The 15,617-nt window shown below is 70.3% G+C and carries 17 protein-coding genes; 6 read left to right on the top strand and 11 right to left on the bottom strand.

The window, feature by feature from the left end; genetic code table 11:
* Positions 1–24: 24 nt before the first annotated feature.
* Genes VM938_07610 through VM938_07585 form a run of 6 tightly spaced genes read right to left on the bottom strand, consistent with a single transcriptional unit; the run spans position 25 to position 6,610 of the window.
* Positions 25–2,052 (bottom strand): hypothetical protein, encoded by a 2,028-nt coding sequence (locus tag VM938_07610; GenBank protein ID HVF74900.1) that lies wholly within the window; start codon positions 2,050–2,052, stop codon positions 25–27.
* A gap of 1 nt (position 2,053) precedes the next feature.
* Positions 2,054–2,647, bottom strand: a complete 594-nt coding sequence (locus VM938_07605; GenBank protein HVF74899.1) for a prepilin-type N-terminal cleavage/methylation domain-containing protein — start codon at positions 2,645–2,647, stop codon at positions 2,054–2,056.
* Positions 2,644–3,042, bottom strand: a complete 399-nt coding sequence (locus VM938_07600; GenBank protein HVF74898.1) for a prepilin-type N-terminal cleavage/methylation domain-containing protein — start codon at positions 3,040–3,042, stop codon at positions 2,644–2,646. The genes VM938_07605 and VM938_07600 overlap by 4 nt, the downstream gene beginning before the upstream one ends.
* A complete protein-coding gene (locus tag VM938_07595; protein HVF74897.1) occupies positions 3,039–4,250 on the bottom strand; it encodes a type II secretion system F family protein in 1,212 nt (403 codons plus the stop codon). The genes VM938_07600 and VM938_07595 overlap by 4 nt, the downstream gene beginning before the upstream one ends.
* A gap of 55 nt (positions 4,251–4,305) precedes the next feature.
* Positions 4,306–6,066 carry a GspE/PulE family protein gene (locus VM938_07590; GenBank protein HVF74896.1) on the bottom strand — a complete coding sequence of 587 codons (1,761 nt, stop codon included), beginning with the start codon at positions 6,064–6,066 and terminating at the stop codon, positions 4,306–4,308.
* 37 nt (positions 6,067–6,103) lie between these two features.
* Positions 6,104–6,610 carry a hypothetical protein gene (locus VM938_07585; protein HVF74895.1) on the bottom strand — a complete coding sequence of 169 codons (507 nt, stop codon included), beginning with the start codon at positions 6,608–6,610 and terminating at the stop codon, positions 6,104–6,106.
* Between the two features lie 25 nt (positions 6,611–6,635).
* Between VM938_07585 and VM938_07580 the strand changes: the two genes are divergently transcribed.
* Positions 6,636–8,228 carry an FAD-binding oxidoreductase gene (locus tag VM938_07580; protein ID HVF74894.1) on the top strand — a complete coding sequence of 531 codons (1,593 nt, stop codon included), beginning with the start codon at positions 6,636–6,638 and terminating at the stop codon, positions 8,226–8,228.
* 68 nt (positions 8,229–8,296) lie between these two features.
* Here the strand turns inward: VM938_07580 and VM938_07575 are convergent, their stop codons facing one another.
* The 4 genes from VM938_07575 to VM938_07560 are packed head-to-tail and all read right to left on the bottom strand — an operon-like array spanning position 8,297 to position 10,724.
* A complete protein-coding gene (locus VM938_07575; GenBank protein ID HVF74893.1) occupies positions 8,297–8,701 on the bottom strand; it encodes a TPM domain-containing protein in 405 nt (134 codons plus the stop codon).
* Positions 8,679–9,389: a TPM domain-containing protein gene (locus tag VM938_07570; GenBank protein ID HVF74892.1), complete on the bottom strand. Its 711-nt coding sequence runs from the start codon at positions 9,387–9,389 to the stop codon at positions 8,679–8,681. The genes VM938_07575 and VM938_07570 overlap by 23 nt, the downstream gene beginning before the upstream one ends.
* Positions 9,386–10,006 (bottom strand): LemA family protein, encoded by a 621-nt coding sequence (locus tag VM938_07565; GenBank protein HVF74891.1) that lies wholly within the window; start codon positions 10,004–10,006, stop codon positions 9,386–9,388. Before VM938_07565 ends, VM938_07570 begins: the two co-directional genes overlap by 4 nt.
* Positions 10,007–10,061: 55 nt before the next feature.
* A complete protein-coding gene (locus tag VM938_07560) occupies positions 10,062–10,724 on the bottom strand; it encodes a maleylpyruvate isomerase family mycothiol-dependent enzyme (GenBank protein HVF74890.1) in 663 nt (220 codons plus the stop codon).
* 48 nt (positions 10,725–10,772) lie between these two features.
* On the opposite strand from VM938_07560, the gene VM938_07555 reads away from it, so the two are divergent.
* From VM938_07555 to VM938_07545, 3 genes are read left to right on the top strand one after another with little or no spacing between them, the layout of a single operon-like run.
* Entirely contained in the window at positions 10,773–11,390 is a 618-nt protein-coding gene (locus VM938_07555) for a helix-turn-helix domain-containing protein (protein HVF74889.1), read from the top strand.
* 20 nt (positions 11,391–11,410) lie between these two features.
* Positions 11,411–11,623, top strand: a complete 213-nt coding sequence (locus VM938_07550) for a hypothetical protein (protein ID HVF74888.1) — start codon at positions 11,411–11,413, stop codon at positions 11,621–11,623.
* Positions 11,608–12,030: a hypothetical protein gene (locus tag VM938_07545; GenBank protein ID HVF74887.1), complete on the top strand. Its 423-nt coding sequence runs from the start codon at positions 11,608–11,610 to the stop codon at positions 12,028–12,030. Before VM938_07550 ends, VM938_07545 begins: the two co-directional genes overlap by 16 nt.
* On the opposite strand, the gene VM938_07540 is transcribed toward VM938_07545, so the two are convergent.
* Positions 12,027–12,620 carry a TetR/AcrR family transcriptional regulator gene (locus tag VM938_07540; GenBank protein ID HVF74886.1) on the bottom strand — a complete coding sequence of 198 codons (594 nt, stop codon included), beginning with the start codon at positions 12,618–12,620 and terminating at the stop codon, positions 12,027–12,029. The genes VM938_07545 and VM938_07540 overlap by 4 nt on opposite strands.
* 25 nt (positions 12,621–12,645) lie before the next feature.
* On the opposite strand from VM938_07540, the gene VM938_07535 reads away from it, so the two are divergent.
* Positions 12,646–15,018, top strand: a complete 2,373-nt coding sequence (locus tag VM938_07535; GenBank protein HVF74885.1) for an HAD-IB family hydrolase — start codon at positions 12,646–12,648, stop codon at positions 15,016–15,018.
* Positions 15,015–15,617, top strand: a 603-nt coding sequence (locus VM938_07530; protein HVF74884.1) for an alcohol dehydrogenase catalytic domain-containing protein, incomplete at its 3' end; no start/stop codon positions are given. The genes VM938_07535 and VM938_07530, both read left to right, overlap by 4 nt.

The raw sequence follows: 15,617 nt of genomic DNA, 5'->3' as shown, positions 1-15,617 counted from the left end.
AGGCGTCATCAGAATTGATGGTTTTCAGGGCTCGTTGACCACGTTCCACGACTGCACCGTCGGCGCCGCCGCGCCGTTGAAGCGCACCAACGACCGCAGCCGGGTCACGCCCGCCACCTTCACCGTGAACAGCACGCGCTCGGCCGCCGACACCACACCCCTCGGGAGTTGGAACGGGTAGCACCGGTCCTCGTCGGGCGGCGGTACCGCGTTGCACGCGCCGACCGACGACGTGATGTTGCTGCGCAACGAACGCACGACAAGGCCGCGCCCGAACACCTGGTACGACGTGCCCACCAGTTGGATGTCGAGTGCTGCGGCAGGCGCGTAGATCGTGCCTTTCACGGCAAGCGACGCGTTGCTTCCTGCGGTCGTGATGAGCGCACACGGGCTGGTGGCGGCGATCGGCAGCGACGGGTCGCCCGTGGGCGGGTCGTAGGGCGCTTTCGTGATGCACCCGCTCTCCGCCCGGAAGCGGGGCACGGCGGCGACCACCGGCGTGTACGTCACCGCCAAGCTGACGCCGTCGAGCGACGCCGAGAACGCCCCGCCGGTCGACGTCGCCTTGTAGGCGACGTTCATGGCCGCCAGGCCTGCCTTGGTGCGGAATGACGCGGGCAGCGTCAGCACGTCGTCGCGCGGGTCGGTGGACTTGTTCAGGGTCGTCGTGCAGTTGGGGGCGTTGCCGCACGAGCTCGTCTGCACGGTCGACGTCAGCGCGCCCGACATCGCCGTCGCTTGCAGATCGAGTTTTGCCAAGTTGGGCTGCCCGCGAGTCGGAGGCGGTGACTCGTTCTCCACATGACGAACGGTGATGGTGGCGCTGGTGATCACCGCCGTGTCGGGGATCGAGGAGACGTTGAACCCGGCCACCGAGATCGCTGACATCTGTTTGTCGGGGACGGTGGCCACGGCCATGGAGCCGTCGTTGGGCATGTACGCCCCGGACGACGGTGTGAACGGGGAGCCCGCCGCCGCAGTGGTGGCGTTCACGGCCAGAGTCTGCGGCGTCGGTGCCGCGGGCGGTGAGTCGGTCGTGCGGACGCCGTAGACGGCGACGCGCGGTGTCGAGCTGGTCGGGTCGCTGTGGGGCGCGCACAGCTCGAGGGCGCCTTTGACGACGACCCGGCTGCCACCCCCGAACAGCCACTGCACGCCCTCGGCGTCCTGGTCGCACCGTCCACCCGGGAGTGTCTCGACAGCGCCCACCGTCGCGCCCGTGACCCCGCTGGGGAAGGTGCCGCCGACGACGGTGTAGCCCTGCGGGATCGTCCACGCCCCGTCGTCGGTGAAGTCGAAGTAGTAGACGCCGGGACTGCCGATGCCGCCTGCGGCCGGGAAGTGGTAGGTGCGCCGGGCGCAGGTCGCCATGAACGCCTCCAAGGCCAGGCGATCGGTGTAGGTACCCGGTGCGAAGGTGACCGGTTCCGTCGCCGGGCACGACGGCACCGACGCGAAGGGCGGAGCAGACGCAACCGCCGTCGGGTACCCCGGGTCGTTGCCCGGCACGTACGGACCCGTGACGGTCTCGCACGCCGCCGGGCCGACAGTTCCTCCCCCGGTGCAGCCGAGCCGGGTCACGATGCGATCGGGCGATGCCGCGTAGAGGTTGGCGCCGCTCGTGGTGTTGATCCCGGTGTTGGAGTACACGCCACCACGAACAGAGGCAACAGCACCGCCGACGATGTTGATGCCGACCTCGGGCGCCACGGCCTGCGCGCTGACGGCAAGAGCAGGTTGGTTCAACGGCGTCACCGCTGTGCCGCCCCCGCTCGTTTCGCACGACACCGCGGGGGTGACGTCGTTGACCTCTTGGACCACGCCGCGCTCCGGCGTTGCGCAGGTGCCGGTCGACCAGTAGGAGTTGATGGCGGCGTCGAGCGCGGCGTCGGCCGCGTAGACGAGCTTGCGGTCGTCGCGCACAGCAACCGTGTGACGGAAGTCGACGTCTGCCAACCCGAGCGTCGATGCAACCACGATCGACATGACGCTGAGGAAGATCAACGCCAAGATCAGCGACGAGCCTTCTTCGTCTCGCTGTACCCGAGCCATGTCAGAACCGCCTGGCGCCGGTGAGCGTGGCGGTGACGTCACCGTCCCGACAGGTGCCGTCGGCGTTGGCAGTGCAGATGTGCAGCGGCAGGCTGACGGTGGCGAGGGCGCCGCACCCGGTCGGGCCGCACGTAGCCGTGGGCACGAACGCCGGGTTCCCGGAGTTCACGAACGACATCGTCGCCACGGGCGTCGACGAGCCCCGGCATTCCGATCGTTCGAGAACGAACTGCTTCTGAGTGGACGTCGCCACCGTGCGGTACGAGTACGACACTCCGACGAAGACATCGTCGGCGACGGAGGCCAGGTCACTGCCCGCCTCGCTGGCCGAGAAGCCGACCACCAACGTCGACCCCGCAGGGACCGAGCATGCCGCCGGGTCCGTCAACTGCACGCTGGATGCTCGTTGCACGTCGGCCGCGAACCGAGTGGCGGCCACCTGGAACTGGGGCGTCTCGCCCAGACGGTTGGCGGTGGCGTCGGCCGTGCGGATGTAGGTGAACACGCCCATGCCGAGGGCAGCCACCAGCATCGTGCTCAGCGTCACCGCAATGAGGAGCTCGATCAGCGTGAACCCGTCGTCGGTCCGCGTCATGAGCGCTTCGACACTTCGACGGTCTCTGTGACGTCGCCCCCGTCGGACGCCACCGACAACGTCAGCAGTTGGACGACCTTGGGCTCGTCGCACGGCGCCACGTGCCCCTGTCCGTTCCTGCAGACGGCGGGCGTAGGCATCGACGCACTGAACCCGGCGGGCGCCGTGTACGCGCCGGCGTAGGTGCCGCTCGCCTCGTAGGGACGCTGCTTCACCAGCTCCGCGAACCTGCGGACCTCGACTTCCACCTTGGCCTGCTTCTCGTGCAAGCCCGAGGAGAGCACGGAGGTGCCCATGCCGCCGAGGAGGACGGTGAAGGCGATGCCCATGATCATGACCGTGACGAGCACCTCGACGAGGGTGAGCCCGCTCTCGTCGCGCGCGGCGCGAATCACCGCAGATTGCTCGTCTGGCGGAAGATGCCGTACATCGCCGAGACGCAGGCAATGGCGACGAAGCCGACCACCAGGCCCATGACGATGATCACGGCGGGCTCGAAGAGCGTCGTCATCCGCTTGACCTTGTAGTCGAGCTCCTGTTCGAAGTAGGTGGCAGCCGACTGCAACTGGTCGTCGAGGGAGCCGGTGTCCTCGCCCACCCGGAACATCTGCACGGCAGCGATCGGGAACAGGTTGGTAGCGGCGATGGGGCGGGCGATGCCTTCGCCGCGCATCATGGCGCCGCGCGCGCCGCCCAGCGCCTTCTGGAAGACAGCGTTGTTGGCACTGTCGCCCGCCACGACCATGGCATCGGGCAACGGGACACCGGCGCGCACCATCGACGCCATCACTCGGCAGAACCGTTCGATCACCGCGAACCGGACCGTCTCGCCGATGACCGGTACCTTCAGCAGCAACGAGTCCCAACGGGCTCGGCCCGATGCCGTGCGCCGATGGAGGAACACGGCGAGCACGACGGCGGCAGCCCCGGCACCCAGCGCCCACCACCACACGCCGAGGAAGTCGGTGGCGGCCAGCATGATCCGCGTCGGCAACGGCAGCTCGGCGTCGAGCGAGGCGAAGAACGACTTGAAGCGAGGCAGCACGAACACGGTCAGGATGGCCACCGTCACGATCGACATCACGAAGATGACGATGGGATAAGCGAGGGCCGACTTGATCTTGCGCCGGGCCTCCAGGTCGCGCTCGATGTAGTGGGAGAGCTGGTCGAGCACGGAGTCGAGTTGGCCGGTGAGCTCGGCGGCGCCGATCATGCCCCGGTAGAAGTCGGGGAAGACCTCGGGGTGCTCACCGATGGCGGCCAGGAAGGTCGACCCGCCACGCAACGACTCGCCGATGTCGCCGAGCACGCGCCGCAGGGTGCGGTTGGGGGCGCCGTCGCGCAGCACCTCGATGGCTTCGAGGATGGGGATGCCCGCCCGAAGGAATGCTGCCAACTGACGCGAAAGGTGCATCAGCTCGGCCCGGGGCACCCGTTCCTTGGTGATCTCGATGTTGAGCTTCGAGTGCTTCTCTTCCAGCGTGTCGGCGTCGAGGCCCTTGCCCAGCAGGGCGTTGCGCGCGCCGCCGATGGTGTCGGACTTCACGACACCGGTGACGACGGTGCCGTCGTCGCGCGTGGCTTCGTACTTGAACTTGGTCATCCCATCCGAACCGTACGACCGAGCCCGCCGGGGCGAACTCCCCAATATTGATGAATCACAGGGTGTAGACGGTGCGCATGACCTCGTCGACGGTGGTGACGTCCTCCTCCACCAGTCGGATGGCCTCTTGGCGCAGCGTGCGCATGCCTTCCTCGATAGCCAGGCCGCGGATCTGGTCGTGGCCTGCCCCCGCCAGCACCAGCGACTTCATGCGTTCGGTGACCCGCAGCAACTCGTAGACCCCGATGCGGTCGAGGTAGCCCGTCTTGGCGCAGAAGTTGCAGCCTTCGCCGCGCCAGAAGCGCTTCTTGGCCGTGCCGCCCGACGCCTCGTAGAAGGCGAGCTCTTCGGCCGTCGGCGTTGCCTCCACCGCGCACGACGTGCAGATGCGGCGCAGCAGCCGCTGGCCCACGATGGCCCGCAGCGACGACGAGATCAGGAACGGCTCGATGCCCATGTCGATGAAGCGGTGCAACGCCGCAGACGCATCGGTGGCGTGGATCGACGACAGCACGAAGTGCCCGGTCAAGGCCGACTGCACGGCGATGCGCGCCGTCTCCACGTCGCGCATCTCGCCCACCAGGATGATGTCGGGGTCCTGGCGCAGGATCGAGCGCAGCCCGCCCGCGAAGGTGATGCCCGCCTGCTCGTTGATCTGGATTTGGTTGATCGACGGGAACACGTACTCGACGGGGTCCTCGATGGTGACGATGTTCTTCCGCGGGTCGTTGATCTCGGCCAACGTCGCGTAGAGCGTCGTGGTCTTGCCGCTGCCGGTGGGGCCGCTGCACACCACCATGCCGAACGGCGAGTGCACCAGCTTGCTGTAGGTGTCGGCCGTGTCGTCGGGCATGCCGAGGTCCTGCACCCGGTAGAGGGTGCGGCTCTTGTCGAGCAGGCGCAGCACGGCCTTTTCGCCCCAGATGGTGGCCGTGGTCGACACCCGGATGTCGAGGTCGCGACCGTCGACGTCCATGGCGATCTGGCCGTCCTGGGAGCGTCGCTTCTCCACGATGTTCATGCCCGCCATGATCTTGATGCGGCTGACCAGCGCCGGGCCGATGTTGGCGGGCAGGGCCAACACGTCGTGCAGCGCCCCGTCGATGCGGTAACGGATGCGCACCCGCCGGTCCTGCGGCTCGATGTGGATGTCGGACGCCCGGTCGCGCAAGCCCTGCGTGATCATGAGGTTCACGACCTTGACCACGGGGGCGTCGTCGCCCGCCAACGACTGCTGGAACTCCAGGGGCGCGGCGGCCCGGCGCAGTGAGTCGGTGGCTTCGAAGGCCTGGATCTGCTCGTCGACGCCCGCCAGGGCTCGATAGCTGTTGTCGACGGCCCAACGGATGTCGGACGCCGGCGCGATGCACAGCCGCACAGCCGAGTTGGCGGCGTCGGACAGCAGCTTGGCGAAGTGGTCGGAAGGATCGGCCACGGCGATCTCGATGACGTCGCCGTCGACCCGGATGGGAACGGCGTTGACGTTGCGGGCCACCGTCTCCGGCAGGCGCTTCACGGCCTCGGGGTCGGGGATGTCGGTGCGCAGGTCGACCAGCGGCACGCCCATCTGCTCGGCCAACAGCTCGGCCAACGCCCGCTCGTCGAGGGCGCCCAGCTCCACCAGCAGGGCGCCGATGCGCTTGCCCGACGCCGACTGCTGCAGCAACGCCTCGATGAGCTGGGTCTTGGTGACGACGTTGCGCGCCACCAGCAGCTCGCCCAAACGTTGGCCGCCGGAGTCGACGTGGAACTCGTCGTCGATCGCTGCCGGAGCAGCGGCGGGGCGCGCGACCTTCTCGGCGCGTCTCAGTGCCATGTCGGTCCCATCGGCAGGTACGGAGCGAACATGACCTTCACGAACGACGACCGAGGCGACGAGCCGCTCGGGCCGCCCACGACGGCCGGGCTTCCGGCGCCGTCTCGGTAGCAGGTGCGGCCTCCGCCTCCGGCGTGGGTGACGGTCCCGACGGCGGCGCCTGCGCCCCCCGGGGCCGGCGCGTCGCCTTCACGAACGCCTTGGCTCCCGGCTCCAGGTACCGGAACCCCTGCATCCAGCGGGCGGCCACACCGTCGGGATCGGCGATGTTGTCGAGGTCGCGATTGGCCCGCTTGCCGTCGCTGACGACCAACGCCCACCCAGCCTCTTCGTCGTCGGCGGTGCCGGGCAGCGCGCCGCGGAGTTCGAGGAAGTCGTCGATGCGATAGCTGTAGATGAGCTTGCGCTCCTTGCACAACCACACCCGCGAGCCGGGTTCGGCCGCCTGCGGTCGCTGGTGCACATAGAGGTGGGTGCGGTCGCGCCAATCCTTCAACTCGGACCACGAGGGGATCAGCAGCGCCACGTCGCAAGCCTGCTGCATGTGTGGCCACGGTAGCCTCCCCGCCATGGGGGAGCGCCGACGCTCGTGGTGGGGATGGGGCTGGGAGGACGAAGCGGTCCCGGCCGAACAAGCCGAGAAGCTGGCGGCGGCCGTCGCCTCCCGGCTGCAACTCGACGACGTGCGGGTAGCGCCACCACCCGACCTCGACGACGTGGCGCTGCCTGCGTCCCGCCTCGCACCGCCCGACTCCCTGGCCGCCGTGTGCTCGTCGGCGCCCTACGACCGGGCAGGCCACACCTACGGCAAGTCGTTCCGCGACATCGTGCGGGGCTTTTCCGGCGAACTGCGCAATCCGCCCGACGTGGTCGCCTTCCCGCGCACCGAAGCCGAGGTGGTCGACATCCTCGACTGGTGCGCCGCAGCCGGCGCGGCAGCCGTCCCCTACGGCGGCGGCTCGTCGGTGGTGGGTGGGGTCGAGTGCGAGGTGGGAGACGGCTACCGAGGCGCGGTGTCGATCGACCTCACACGGCTCGACCGGGTGCTCGAGGTCGACACCACCAGCCGGGCCGCCCGCATCCAAGGCGGCACCTTGGGCCCCGTGCTCGAGGAGCAGCTCAAGCCGCACGGCTACACGCTGCGCCACTTCCCGCAGAGCTTCGAGTTCTCCACGCTCGGCGGCTGGCTCGCCACCAGATCGGGCGGCCACTACGCCAGCGTCTACACGCACATCGACGACATGGTGGAGTCGATCCGCACCGTCACCCCCGCAGGGGTCATGGAGTCGCGTCGGCTGCCCGGCTCCGGCGCCGGGCCGTCGCCCGACCGGCTGGTGCTGGGTTCGGAAGGAACGCTCGGCGTCATCACCGAGGCGTGGATGCGGGTGCAGTCGCGCCCGCAGTTCCGGGCATCGGCGGGCGTGCACTTCGCTTCCTACGACGACGGCGTCGCCGCCGTGCGGGCGGTGTCGCAGTCGGGCCTGTTCCCCACCAACTGCCGCCTGCTCGACGTGGGCGAGGCACTGCTGGCGGGCACTGCTGTCGACGGGGCCCTGCTGGTCCTCGGCTTCGAGTCGGCCGACCATCCCGTCGACGCCTGGATAGCCCGGGCGGTCGAGTTGTGCCACGACCACGGCGGCACCGCGCCCGACGGCGTGAGCACCTCGTCGCGTGAAGGCTCGGTCGGGGCCTGGCGCAACGCCTTCGTACGGGCTCCCTACACGCGTGACGCGCTGGTGGCCATGGGGATGATCGCCGAGACCTTCGAGACGGCGTGCACGTGGTCGGCCTTCCCCGACCTGCACGCGGGCGTGACCGCTGCGGTCGAGAAGGCGCTGGCCGACATCTGCGGCGGCGGCTGGGTGACGTGCCGGTTCACCCACGTCTACCCGGACGGACCGGCGCCGTACTTCTCGGTGGTGGCGCCGTCGAAGCGGGGTTCGCAGATCGCCATGTGGGACGAGGTCAAGGCGGCGGCGGGCGAGGCCCTGCTGGCCCACGGGGGCACCATCACCCACCACCACGCCGTGGGGCGCGACCACCGGCCTTGGTACGACCGCCAGCGCCCCGACCTGTTCGCCGCTGCCCTGCGGGCGGCCAAGACAGCGCTCGACCCCGACGGCATCCTCAACCCGGGCGTGCTCCTCGACCCGCCTCGCTGAAGTTGCGTACGGATCGCGCTGCAAAACGGCGCGATTCCTCCGCAACTTCGCTCGACGCGGCGGTCAGTTCACTCGAAGACGTCGGGGAGGTCGACGGCGCCCTCGGGCGCTACCCCTGCGCCCGCCACCGTGGCCAGGTATTCGATGCCGTTGACGATGCCCCGGTCGAACCGCTTGCGCCGGAAGTCCTCGACCATGACGTCGATGGCGGCTCGGCAGGCCTCGTCGGGCACCCGCTCGGCGGCCGCGGGCGAAGTGACGATCTCCACCCGGTGCTCCTTGGGCGCCACCAGCAGGAGCACGCCGGGCCGGTCGGCCAGGCCCCGCTCCACGAACATGGCTTCGGCCGCGGCGTGGGCGTCGTCGCCCCGCAGGGGACCGAGGTAGACACAGAACTGGATGCCGGTGGCCGCCTCCGCGGCTCGCACCGCCTCACCGACTTTGGCCTTCCTACCAACTGCCACTGGCGCCACCTCCGCTGAACCCGCCGCCACCGCCGCCGCCGCTGAACCCGCCGCCGCCACCACCGCCGCCGCCGCCTCCGAAGCCGCCGCCACCCCAGAAGATCGGCACGCCGCCACCGAAGCTCCGCCGCCTTTGTCCGCCGACCATCGAAAGGGCGAACAGCCCGATGACCAACAGCGGGAACACCGGTGTGGCGCCGCCGTCGTCGCCTTCGGTGTTCTCGGCCACAGGAGGCAAGGTGCCGACCTGGTCGTCGCCCAGCGCCTCCCGCACGGCGCGTGTGCCCAGGCGAACCGCTTCACCGACATCGCCGCCCGCCAGCAGCGGGACCATGCGGTCGCGCACGATCCGCCCTGCCTCGGCGTCGGTCAGGTCACCCTGCAGCCCGTCGCCGACCTCGATGCGGGCCCGTCGGTCGTCGAGGGCGATGACCACGACCACGCCGTTGTCGCGGCCGCCGCTGCCCGGCTTCCACTCCTCACCGAGGTCGTTGGCGTAGTCCTCGATGGAGGCGTTGCCGGTGGTGGCGATCACCGCGACCGCCACTTCGTTGCCGGTGCGGCGCTCGTAGTCGATGAGCTCGGCCGACACCGAGCGTTCCACGTCGTCGGGCACCCGGCGGGCTTCGTCGACCACGGGCGCGGTGAAGGCAGGCAGCGCCAACGCCAGCCCGAACAGTGCGGCGAGGACGCTCAACGGGTGGTCGTCGTGGTGCTGTTGCCGAGGTCGACTGTGGGTGCCGTGCGCGCCGCGGGCTCGGCGGTGAACAGGTCACGCTTGTCGAACCCGAACAAGCCGGCGAAGATGCTGCGGGGGAAGCGACGGATTGTGCGATTGAAGTCGCCCGCCTGGCCGTTGTAGTCACGACGGGCCTGGGCGATCCGGTTCTCGGTGCCTTCCAACTGCACCTGCAGGTCGCGGATGTTCTGGTTGCTCTGGAGCTGCGGGTAGGCCTCCATGATCACCAGCAGCCGGCCCAGGGCACCCGACACCTCGCCGGCCGCCGCGTCCTTTTGTTGCGGGGACTGGGCCCCTGCGTAGTTCTGGCGGGCGCGGGCGATCTCACCGAACACGGCGAGCTCCTGGTTGAGGGCACCTCGCACGGCACCGACCAGGTTGGGAATGAGGTCGTTGCGCCGTTGGAGCTGGGCGTCCAGGTCGGCAAAGGTGCGGTCGACCTGAGCCTCCTTGTCGACCATGCCGTTGTACGAACCGACCAACGGGAGGATCAGCAGGAGGACGATGCCGCCGATGACGGCCACGGGGATGAGCCAACGGGGGCGCGATCGGGCGCCGGACGTGAGTGCTTCCATGCCCCCTGCCTACCCCAAACCGCGCCGGTTGCACGAGGCAACCGGCGCGGGAAGGTCAATCGGCGTAGATGTTGGGCACGTCGTTGAAGGGCGCGCCGTCGGCCCGGCCGGTGGCGGCGAGCACGAACTGCCAGGCGTCGCCCGTCACGCGAGAGCCTTCACCGCTGCCCACCGGGAACTCCTCCACGCCCTCGAGGGCGAGGGTGGCAGGGCCCCAATTGCGCTTCTCCAACTCGATGGCCACGTGCGAGACGGCGGCCCGGATGCCGGGTCCGGGCTGCGACGACCGGCCGACGGCGGTGCGGATGTCGTCGGCGTGCACGACGGTGTCGTACCAAAGCGCTTCGACGCCCCAGCCGAGGGTGCCCTCGACGCCGGGAGGCGCGGGCATCTCCCACAGTTCGTCGCTGAAGCTGCCCACCATGTCGGCGGCCACCTTGCCGGAGGCCTCGAGCTCCTCGGCCAACTGCTCCGGCGAACGGCCCCGGCGTTCCTCGACCTGGCGGGCGATGGTCTCGGGCGTGCCGAGGTCGGCCAGGTTGCCGTTGACGACATCGGTCAGGGTGCCGATCACGTGGGCGGCCACGTCACCGGTCGACCACCCCTCGCACCGGGTCGGCGTGCGCCATTCCTCGTCGCTCAGCGAACGGATCAGGTCGGCGAACGCCTGGTATTCCTGCTGGAGCCCAGGACCGACCTCGGACAATGACAACGTCATGACTTCCCCCTTACATGCAGGCTGCATGCATCTATACTCTGGCCGGCGATGCCCGTCAACCGTGACAAAGGACACAAGCGCACCCAGGCCGAGCGATCCGCGTCCACGCGTGCTGCCCTGCTGGCGGCCGGACGCGAGCTGTTCACCGAGCGGGGATTCGCAGGTGCGGCCCGTGAGGAGATCGTCGAACGGGCCGGGGTGACCAGGGGTGCGCTCTACCACCATTTCACCAACAAGGAAGACCTGTTCCGGGCCGTGCTCTTCGAGGTTGAAGCCGAGATCGGCAACCGGGTGGCCGCCGCCGCCCTGCAGGGCACGGACCCGCTCGACGCCCTGCGCCGCGGGTGCCAGGCCTTCCTCGACTCGGCCATGGACGACGCCGCCGTGCGCCGCATCGTGCTGCTCGACGCCCCCGCCGTCTTGGGCTGGCAGGCGTGGCGCGACATCGAAGCCGAGCACGGCATCAAGCTCATGAAGGAAGGCCTGGAAGCGTGCGTCACGGCGGGCGTGGTGCCGGCGGCGCCCCTTGAGCCCTTGGCCCACATGCTGCTGGCCGCCCTCAACGAGGCGGCGCTCTTGGTGGCCAATGCCAAGAACCGGCGCAAGGCCCGGGCCGAGGTGGGTGCCACCGTCGACGGCCTGCTCGCCCGTCTGGCTAGCGCCTGAGCACCGATATCTTGGGCAGCGTGATGTGGCAGCAGCAGACGGCAGCCGGCGCGGTCTTCACCGCCATGTCGCTCGGCGTCCGCCATGCTGTCGACGACGGCGACGACGAGGTCGCCATCGTCAAGGAGATCGACCTGCCCCCGTTCGACCCCACCGTCGCCATCGAGCTGCACCTGGAGCCGCGACGGCCCGACGACTCCTGGGTGGTGATCCGGCCGTGGCTGCTGCCGTAGTCCTCGACGACCGACAGCAGCGCTGGGCCTATCTCGGCGCCGCCGTCGCTGCCGCCGCCTTCGTGGGCGGGCGAGCCACGCAGTTCCCCGAGACGGTGGCCTTCGTGGCCTCGGCCATCGGCCTGGTGCTGGCGGGCTTCCTGTGGTTCGCCGCCCGCCGCCGCAGCGTGGTGATGACCGGGCTGGCCTCGTTCCTCATCTCGTTCGGACCGTGGACGCCGCTGACCTGGATGCTGGGCGCCGTCTACATCGCCGCGGGCGGCCTGCTCATGTACCGGGCGTCGAAGCAGGCGGCGGCCACACGAGCGCCGCGCGAACCCCGCAGGCCCCGCAAGGAAGTTCCGGAGGCACCGGCGGCCAAGCGCGCCCCGGAGCCGTCGAAGCGCTACACGCCGCCGAAGCGTTAACGCACTTCGAGCAACGCCGAGCGCAGGAACTGCAGGAGCTCGTTGCGCCGGCGCACCAGGGAACGGGCCGTCGGCTCCTCCCCCATGGCCCGGTACACCTCGACCTCGGTGGCCACGCCGACGACTGCTGAATAGGCGGCCAGCAGCACCAGGCGGGGGTCGTTGCGGCGCATGCGTCCCGCCTCCATCTCCTCTTCGAGGAAACCGGTGGCCCGGGCCAGCAGCGGGTCGAGGGCGTCGGACAGCCGAGTCGAGGCGGGCGGCCCGAGGCGGCCCATCTCCCGCAACAGGCCCAGGAGTTCGGGCCGGCGGGCGGCCAGGCGGAACACCGACCGCACCAGCGCCTCCACTCGCTCCCACCCCCGGCCCGCCCGGCTCAGCGTGCGCTCCAAGGCGGCCGACAGCTCTGCGGCGCTGTAGTCGATCACCGCGTCGAGCAGCACCTCCTTGCTGGGGTACCAGTAGAGGATCGTCTGCTTGCGGATTCCCAGGGTGGCGGCGAGGGCGTCGAGGGAGGTGGCTTCGTAGCCGCGGGTGCCGAACGACAGCAGGGCCGCCTGCAGGATGCGGTCGGCGGTCGTCTCGGCCATCTACCAGATGGTAGACAGGTGCCCGATGATCGAGCAGGCGTTGGCGGGACGACGCGTCGGGATCACCGGCTCCACCGGGTTCCTCGGCACCGCGCTGGTGGAACGGCTGCTGCGCTCGGTCCCCGACTGCACGCTCGTCCTGCTGGTGCGAGGCGGCCGGCGCGGCGCTGCCGAGCGGGTGCGCCGGGAGATCTTGCGCAACGACTGCTTCGACCGCTTGCGCGGCGAGTGGGGCGAACGCTTCGACGCCGAGGTGGCGCGCCGGGTGGCCGTCGTCGACGGCGACGTCGGCACCGACGGGCTGGGGCTGTCCGACGACGACCGTGCCTTGTTCACGTCGTGCGACGTGGTCGTGCACTCGGCGGCGGCCGTGAGCTTCGACTCCCCCCTCGACAGCGCCGTCGAGGTGAACCTGCTCGGCCCCACCCGGGTGGCCCGTGTGCTGGGGGCCGACACACACCTGGTGGCGGTGTCGACCGCCTACGTGGCGGGCACCCGCCGGGGCGACGCCCCCGAAGCCCTGCTGCCTGATACGCCCTTCGCCACCGAGGTCGACTGGCGGGCCGAAGTCGACGCCGCCCGTCGTGCCCGGGCCGACGCCGATGCCGACAGCAGGCGCCCGGAACGCCTGGCCCGCTTCACCAAGCAGGCCCGCTCCGAGCTCGGTGCCGCAGGCTCGCCCCTGTTGGCCGAACGCTCCGAGAAGTTGCGCCTGGAGTGGATCGCCGACCACATGGTCGAAGCAGGCCGGGCCCGCGCCCAGGCCCTCGGCTGGCCCGACGCCTACGCCTACACCAAGGCGCTGGGTGAGCGAGCGCTGTTGCAGGAGCGCGGCGACACCCCCGTCACCACCGTGCGCCCCTCGATCATCGAGTCCGCCTTGGCCGAGCCCCGCCCGGGCTGGATCCGGGGCTTCCGCATGGCCGAGCCGGTGATCATCTCCTACGGACGTGGCCTGCTGAAGGAGTTCCCCGGCATCCCCGAAGGCGTGGTCGACGTGATCCCCGTCGACCTGGTGGTGGCCGCCATCATCGCCGTAGCCGCCCGCGGTCCGGAAGACACGCCGTCGGTGTACCAGGTGGCGTCCGGCAGCCGGAACCCGCTGCGCTACCGGCAGTTGGTCGACCTGGTTCGCGAGTGGTTCACCGCCAACCCGCTCTACGACACCGAGGGCCAGCCCATCGTGGTGCCCGAGTGGTCGTTCCCCGGGCGCGGCCGGGTGCAGCGCCAGTTGGAACGGGCCACCAAGGTGCTGGCGCAGGCCGAGAAGGTCGTCTCCGCCCTGCCGGTGCGCGGTCGCAAGGCCGAGCTGTCGGCGCAGTTCGAAGAACGGCGGGGGCAGGCCGAACGCGCCCTCGGCTACGTGCAGCTGTACGGCGCGTACACCGAAACCGAGGCGTTGTTCCGCGTCGACCGGCTGATCACATTGTGGGATGAGATTCCCATCTCAGATCGTGAGACGTTCTGTTTCGACCCGGCGGCTGTCGACTGGCGCACCTACGTGCACGACATCCACCTGCCGTCGATCGTCGTGCACGCCCGGGTGCGCACGACGGCTGGCCGCAAGGAAGGGCCAAGCCGTTCGGAGCGGGGACGGCGAGCGGTGCTGTCGCCGGACCGCCACCTGGCCGCCTTCGACCTGGAGAACACGCTCATCGCGTCGAATGTGGTGGAGTCGTACTCGTGGTTGGCGACGCGCCGGCTCGACGTCGACGAACGGGTGCGCTTCACGTTGCGGACGTTGCGCGAGGCGCCCGCGCTGTTGGCCCTCGACCGCCGCGACCGGGGCGACTTCCTGCGCCACTTCTACCGCCGGTACGAAGGTGCGCCCGCCGAGACGCTCCGCGGCGACGCCTGGGAACTGTTCAGCGGGCTGATCCTCACCAAGTCGTTCCCGGCGGGCCTGCGCCGGGTGCGCGAGCACCGGGCGCTCGGGCACCGTACGGTGCTCATCACCGGCGCCCTCGACTTCGTGGTCGAGCCGCTGCGGCCACTGTTCGACGAGATCGTGTGCGCCCGCTTGGGCGAGACGGTCGACGGGCGGTTGACCGGCGAACTCTTGGCGGGGCCACCCACCGGCGAGGCCCGAGCCCTCGTCTTGCGTGACTACGCCGAGGCCGAAGGGCTGCGACTGGAGGAGTCGGTCGCCTATGCCGATTCGGCCAGCGACCTGCCCATGCTGGAGGCCGTCGGCCACCCGGTTGCCGTGAACCCCGAGGCCAAGCTGGCCGCCATCGCCCGCAAGCGGGGCTGGCACGTGGAGCAGTGGTCGAAGGCGCCCGGCGGCCCCCGTCCCCTCCTCCCCATGGGCCGCGTCGCCAGCCGTGGTTCTGGCCTGTCATTCGCGCCGCCTGCGGCGCGAATGACAGGCCAGAACGTCGGGGAGGCGGGGCGATGAAGGCGTTGGTGTTCGAGCGCTCGCTGCCCAAGTACGGCGCGGCGATGGTCGCGGGCCGGCTCAAGCCCGGCAGCGGCGCCCGCGTCGGGCCGCTGCGCCTGGCCGAGGTCGACGAACCGGAGCTGCCCGGTCCGGGCTGGCACCGGGTGCGACCCCGCTTGGCAGGCATCTGCGGGTCCGACCTGGCCACCATCGACGGCAAGTCGTCCCGCTACTTCCAGCCGATCGTCTCGTTCCCGTTCGTGCCCGGACACGAGATCGTGGCCGACGCCGGGGACGGCGGCCGGGTGGTCGTCGAGGCGGTCCTGGGCTGCGTCCCCCGGGGGATCGAGCCGCCGTGCCCGTTCTGCGCCGCGGGTTCGGCCGGGAGCTGCCAGAACGTCGCCCTGGGCGACCTCGAGCCCGGCCTGCAGATCGGCTACTGCGCCGACACCGGCGGCGGGTGGTCGACCGCCCTGGTGGCCCACGAGACCCAGCTCCACCCTGTCCCCGAGGCCATGAGCGACGAGGGCGCAGTCATGGTGGAGCCCGCCGCCTGCGCCGTCCACGCCGTGCTGCGGGCGGGGCTCGAACAGCCCGGGACGGTCGTCGTGCTCGGC

The sequence above is a fragment of the Acidimicrobiales bacterium genome (assembly GCA_035536915.1).
GTDB lineage: Bacteria > Actinomycetota > Acidimicrobiia > Acidimicrobiales > JAHWLA01 > JAHWLA01.
The sequence above is the reverse complement of the archived record's forward strand: the minus strand, read 5'-3'. Positions and strand labels throughout refer to the sequence as shown.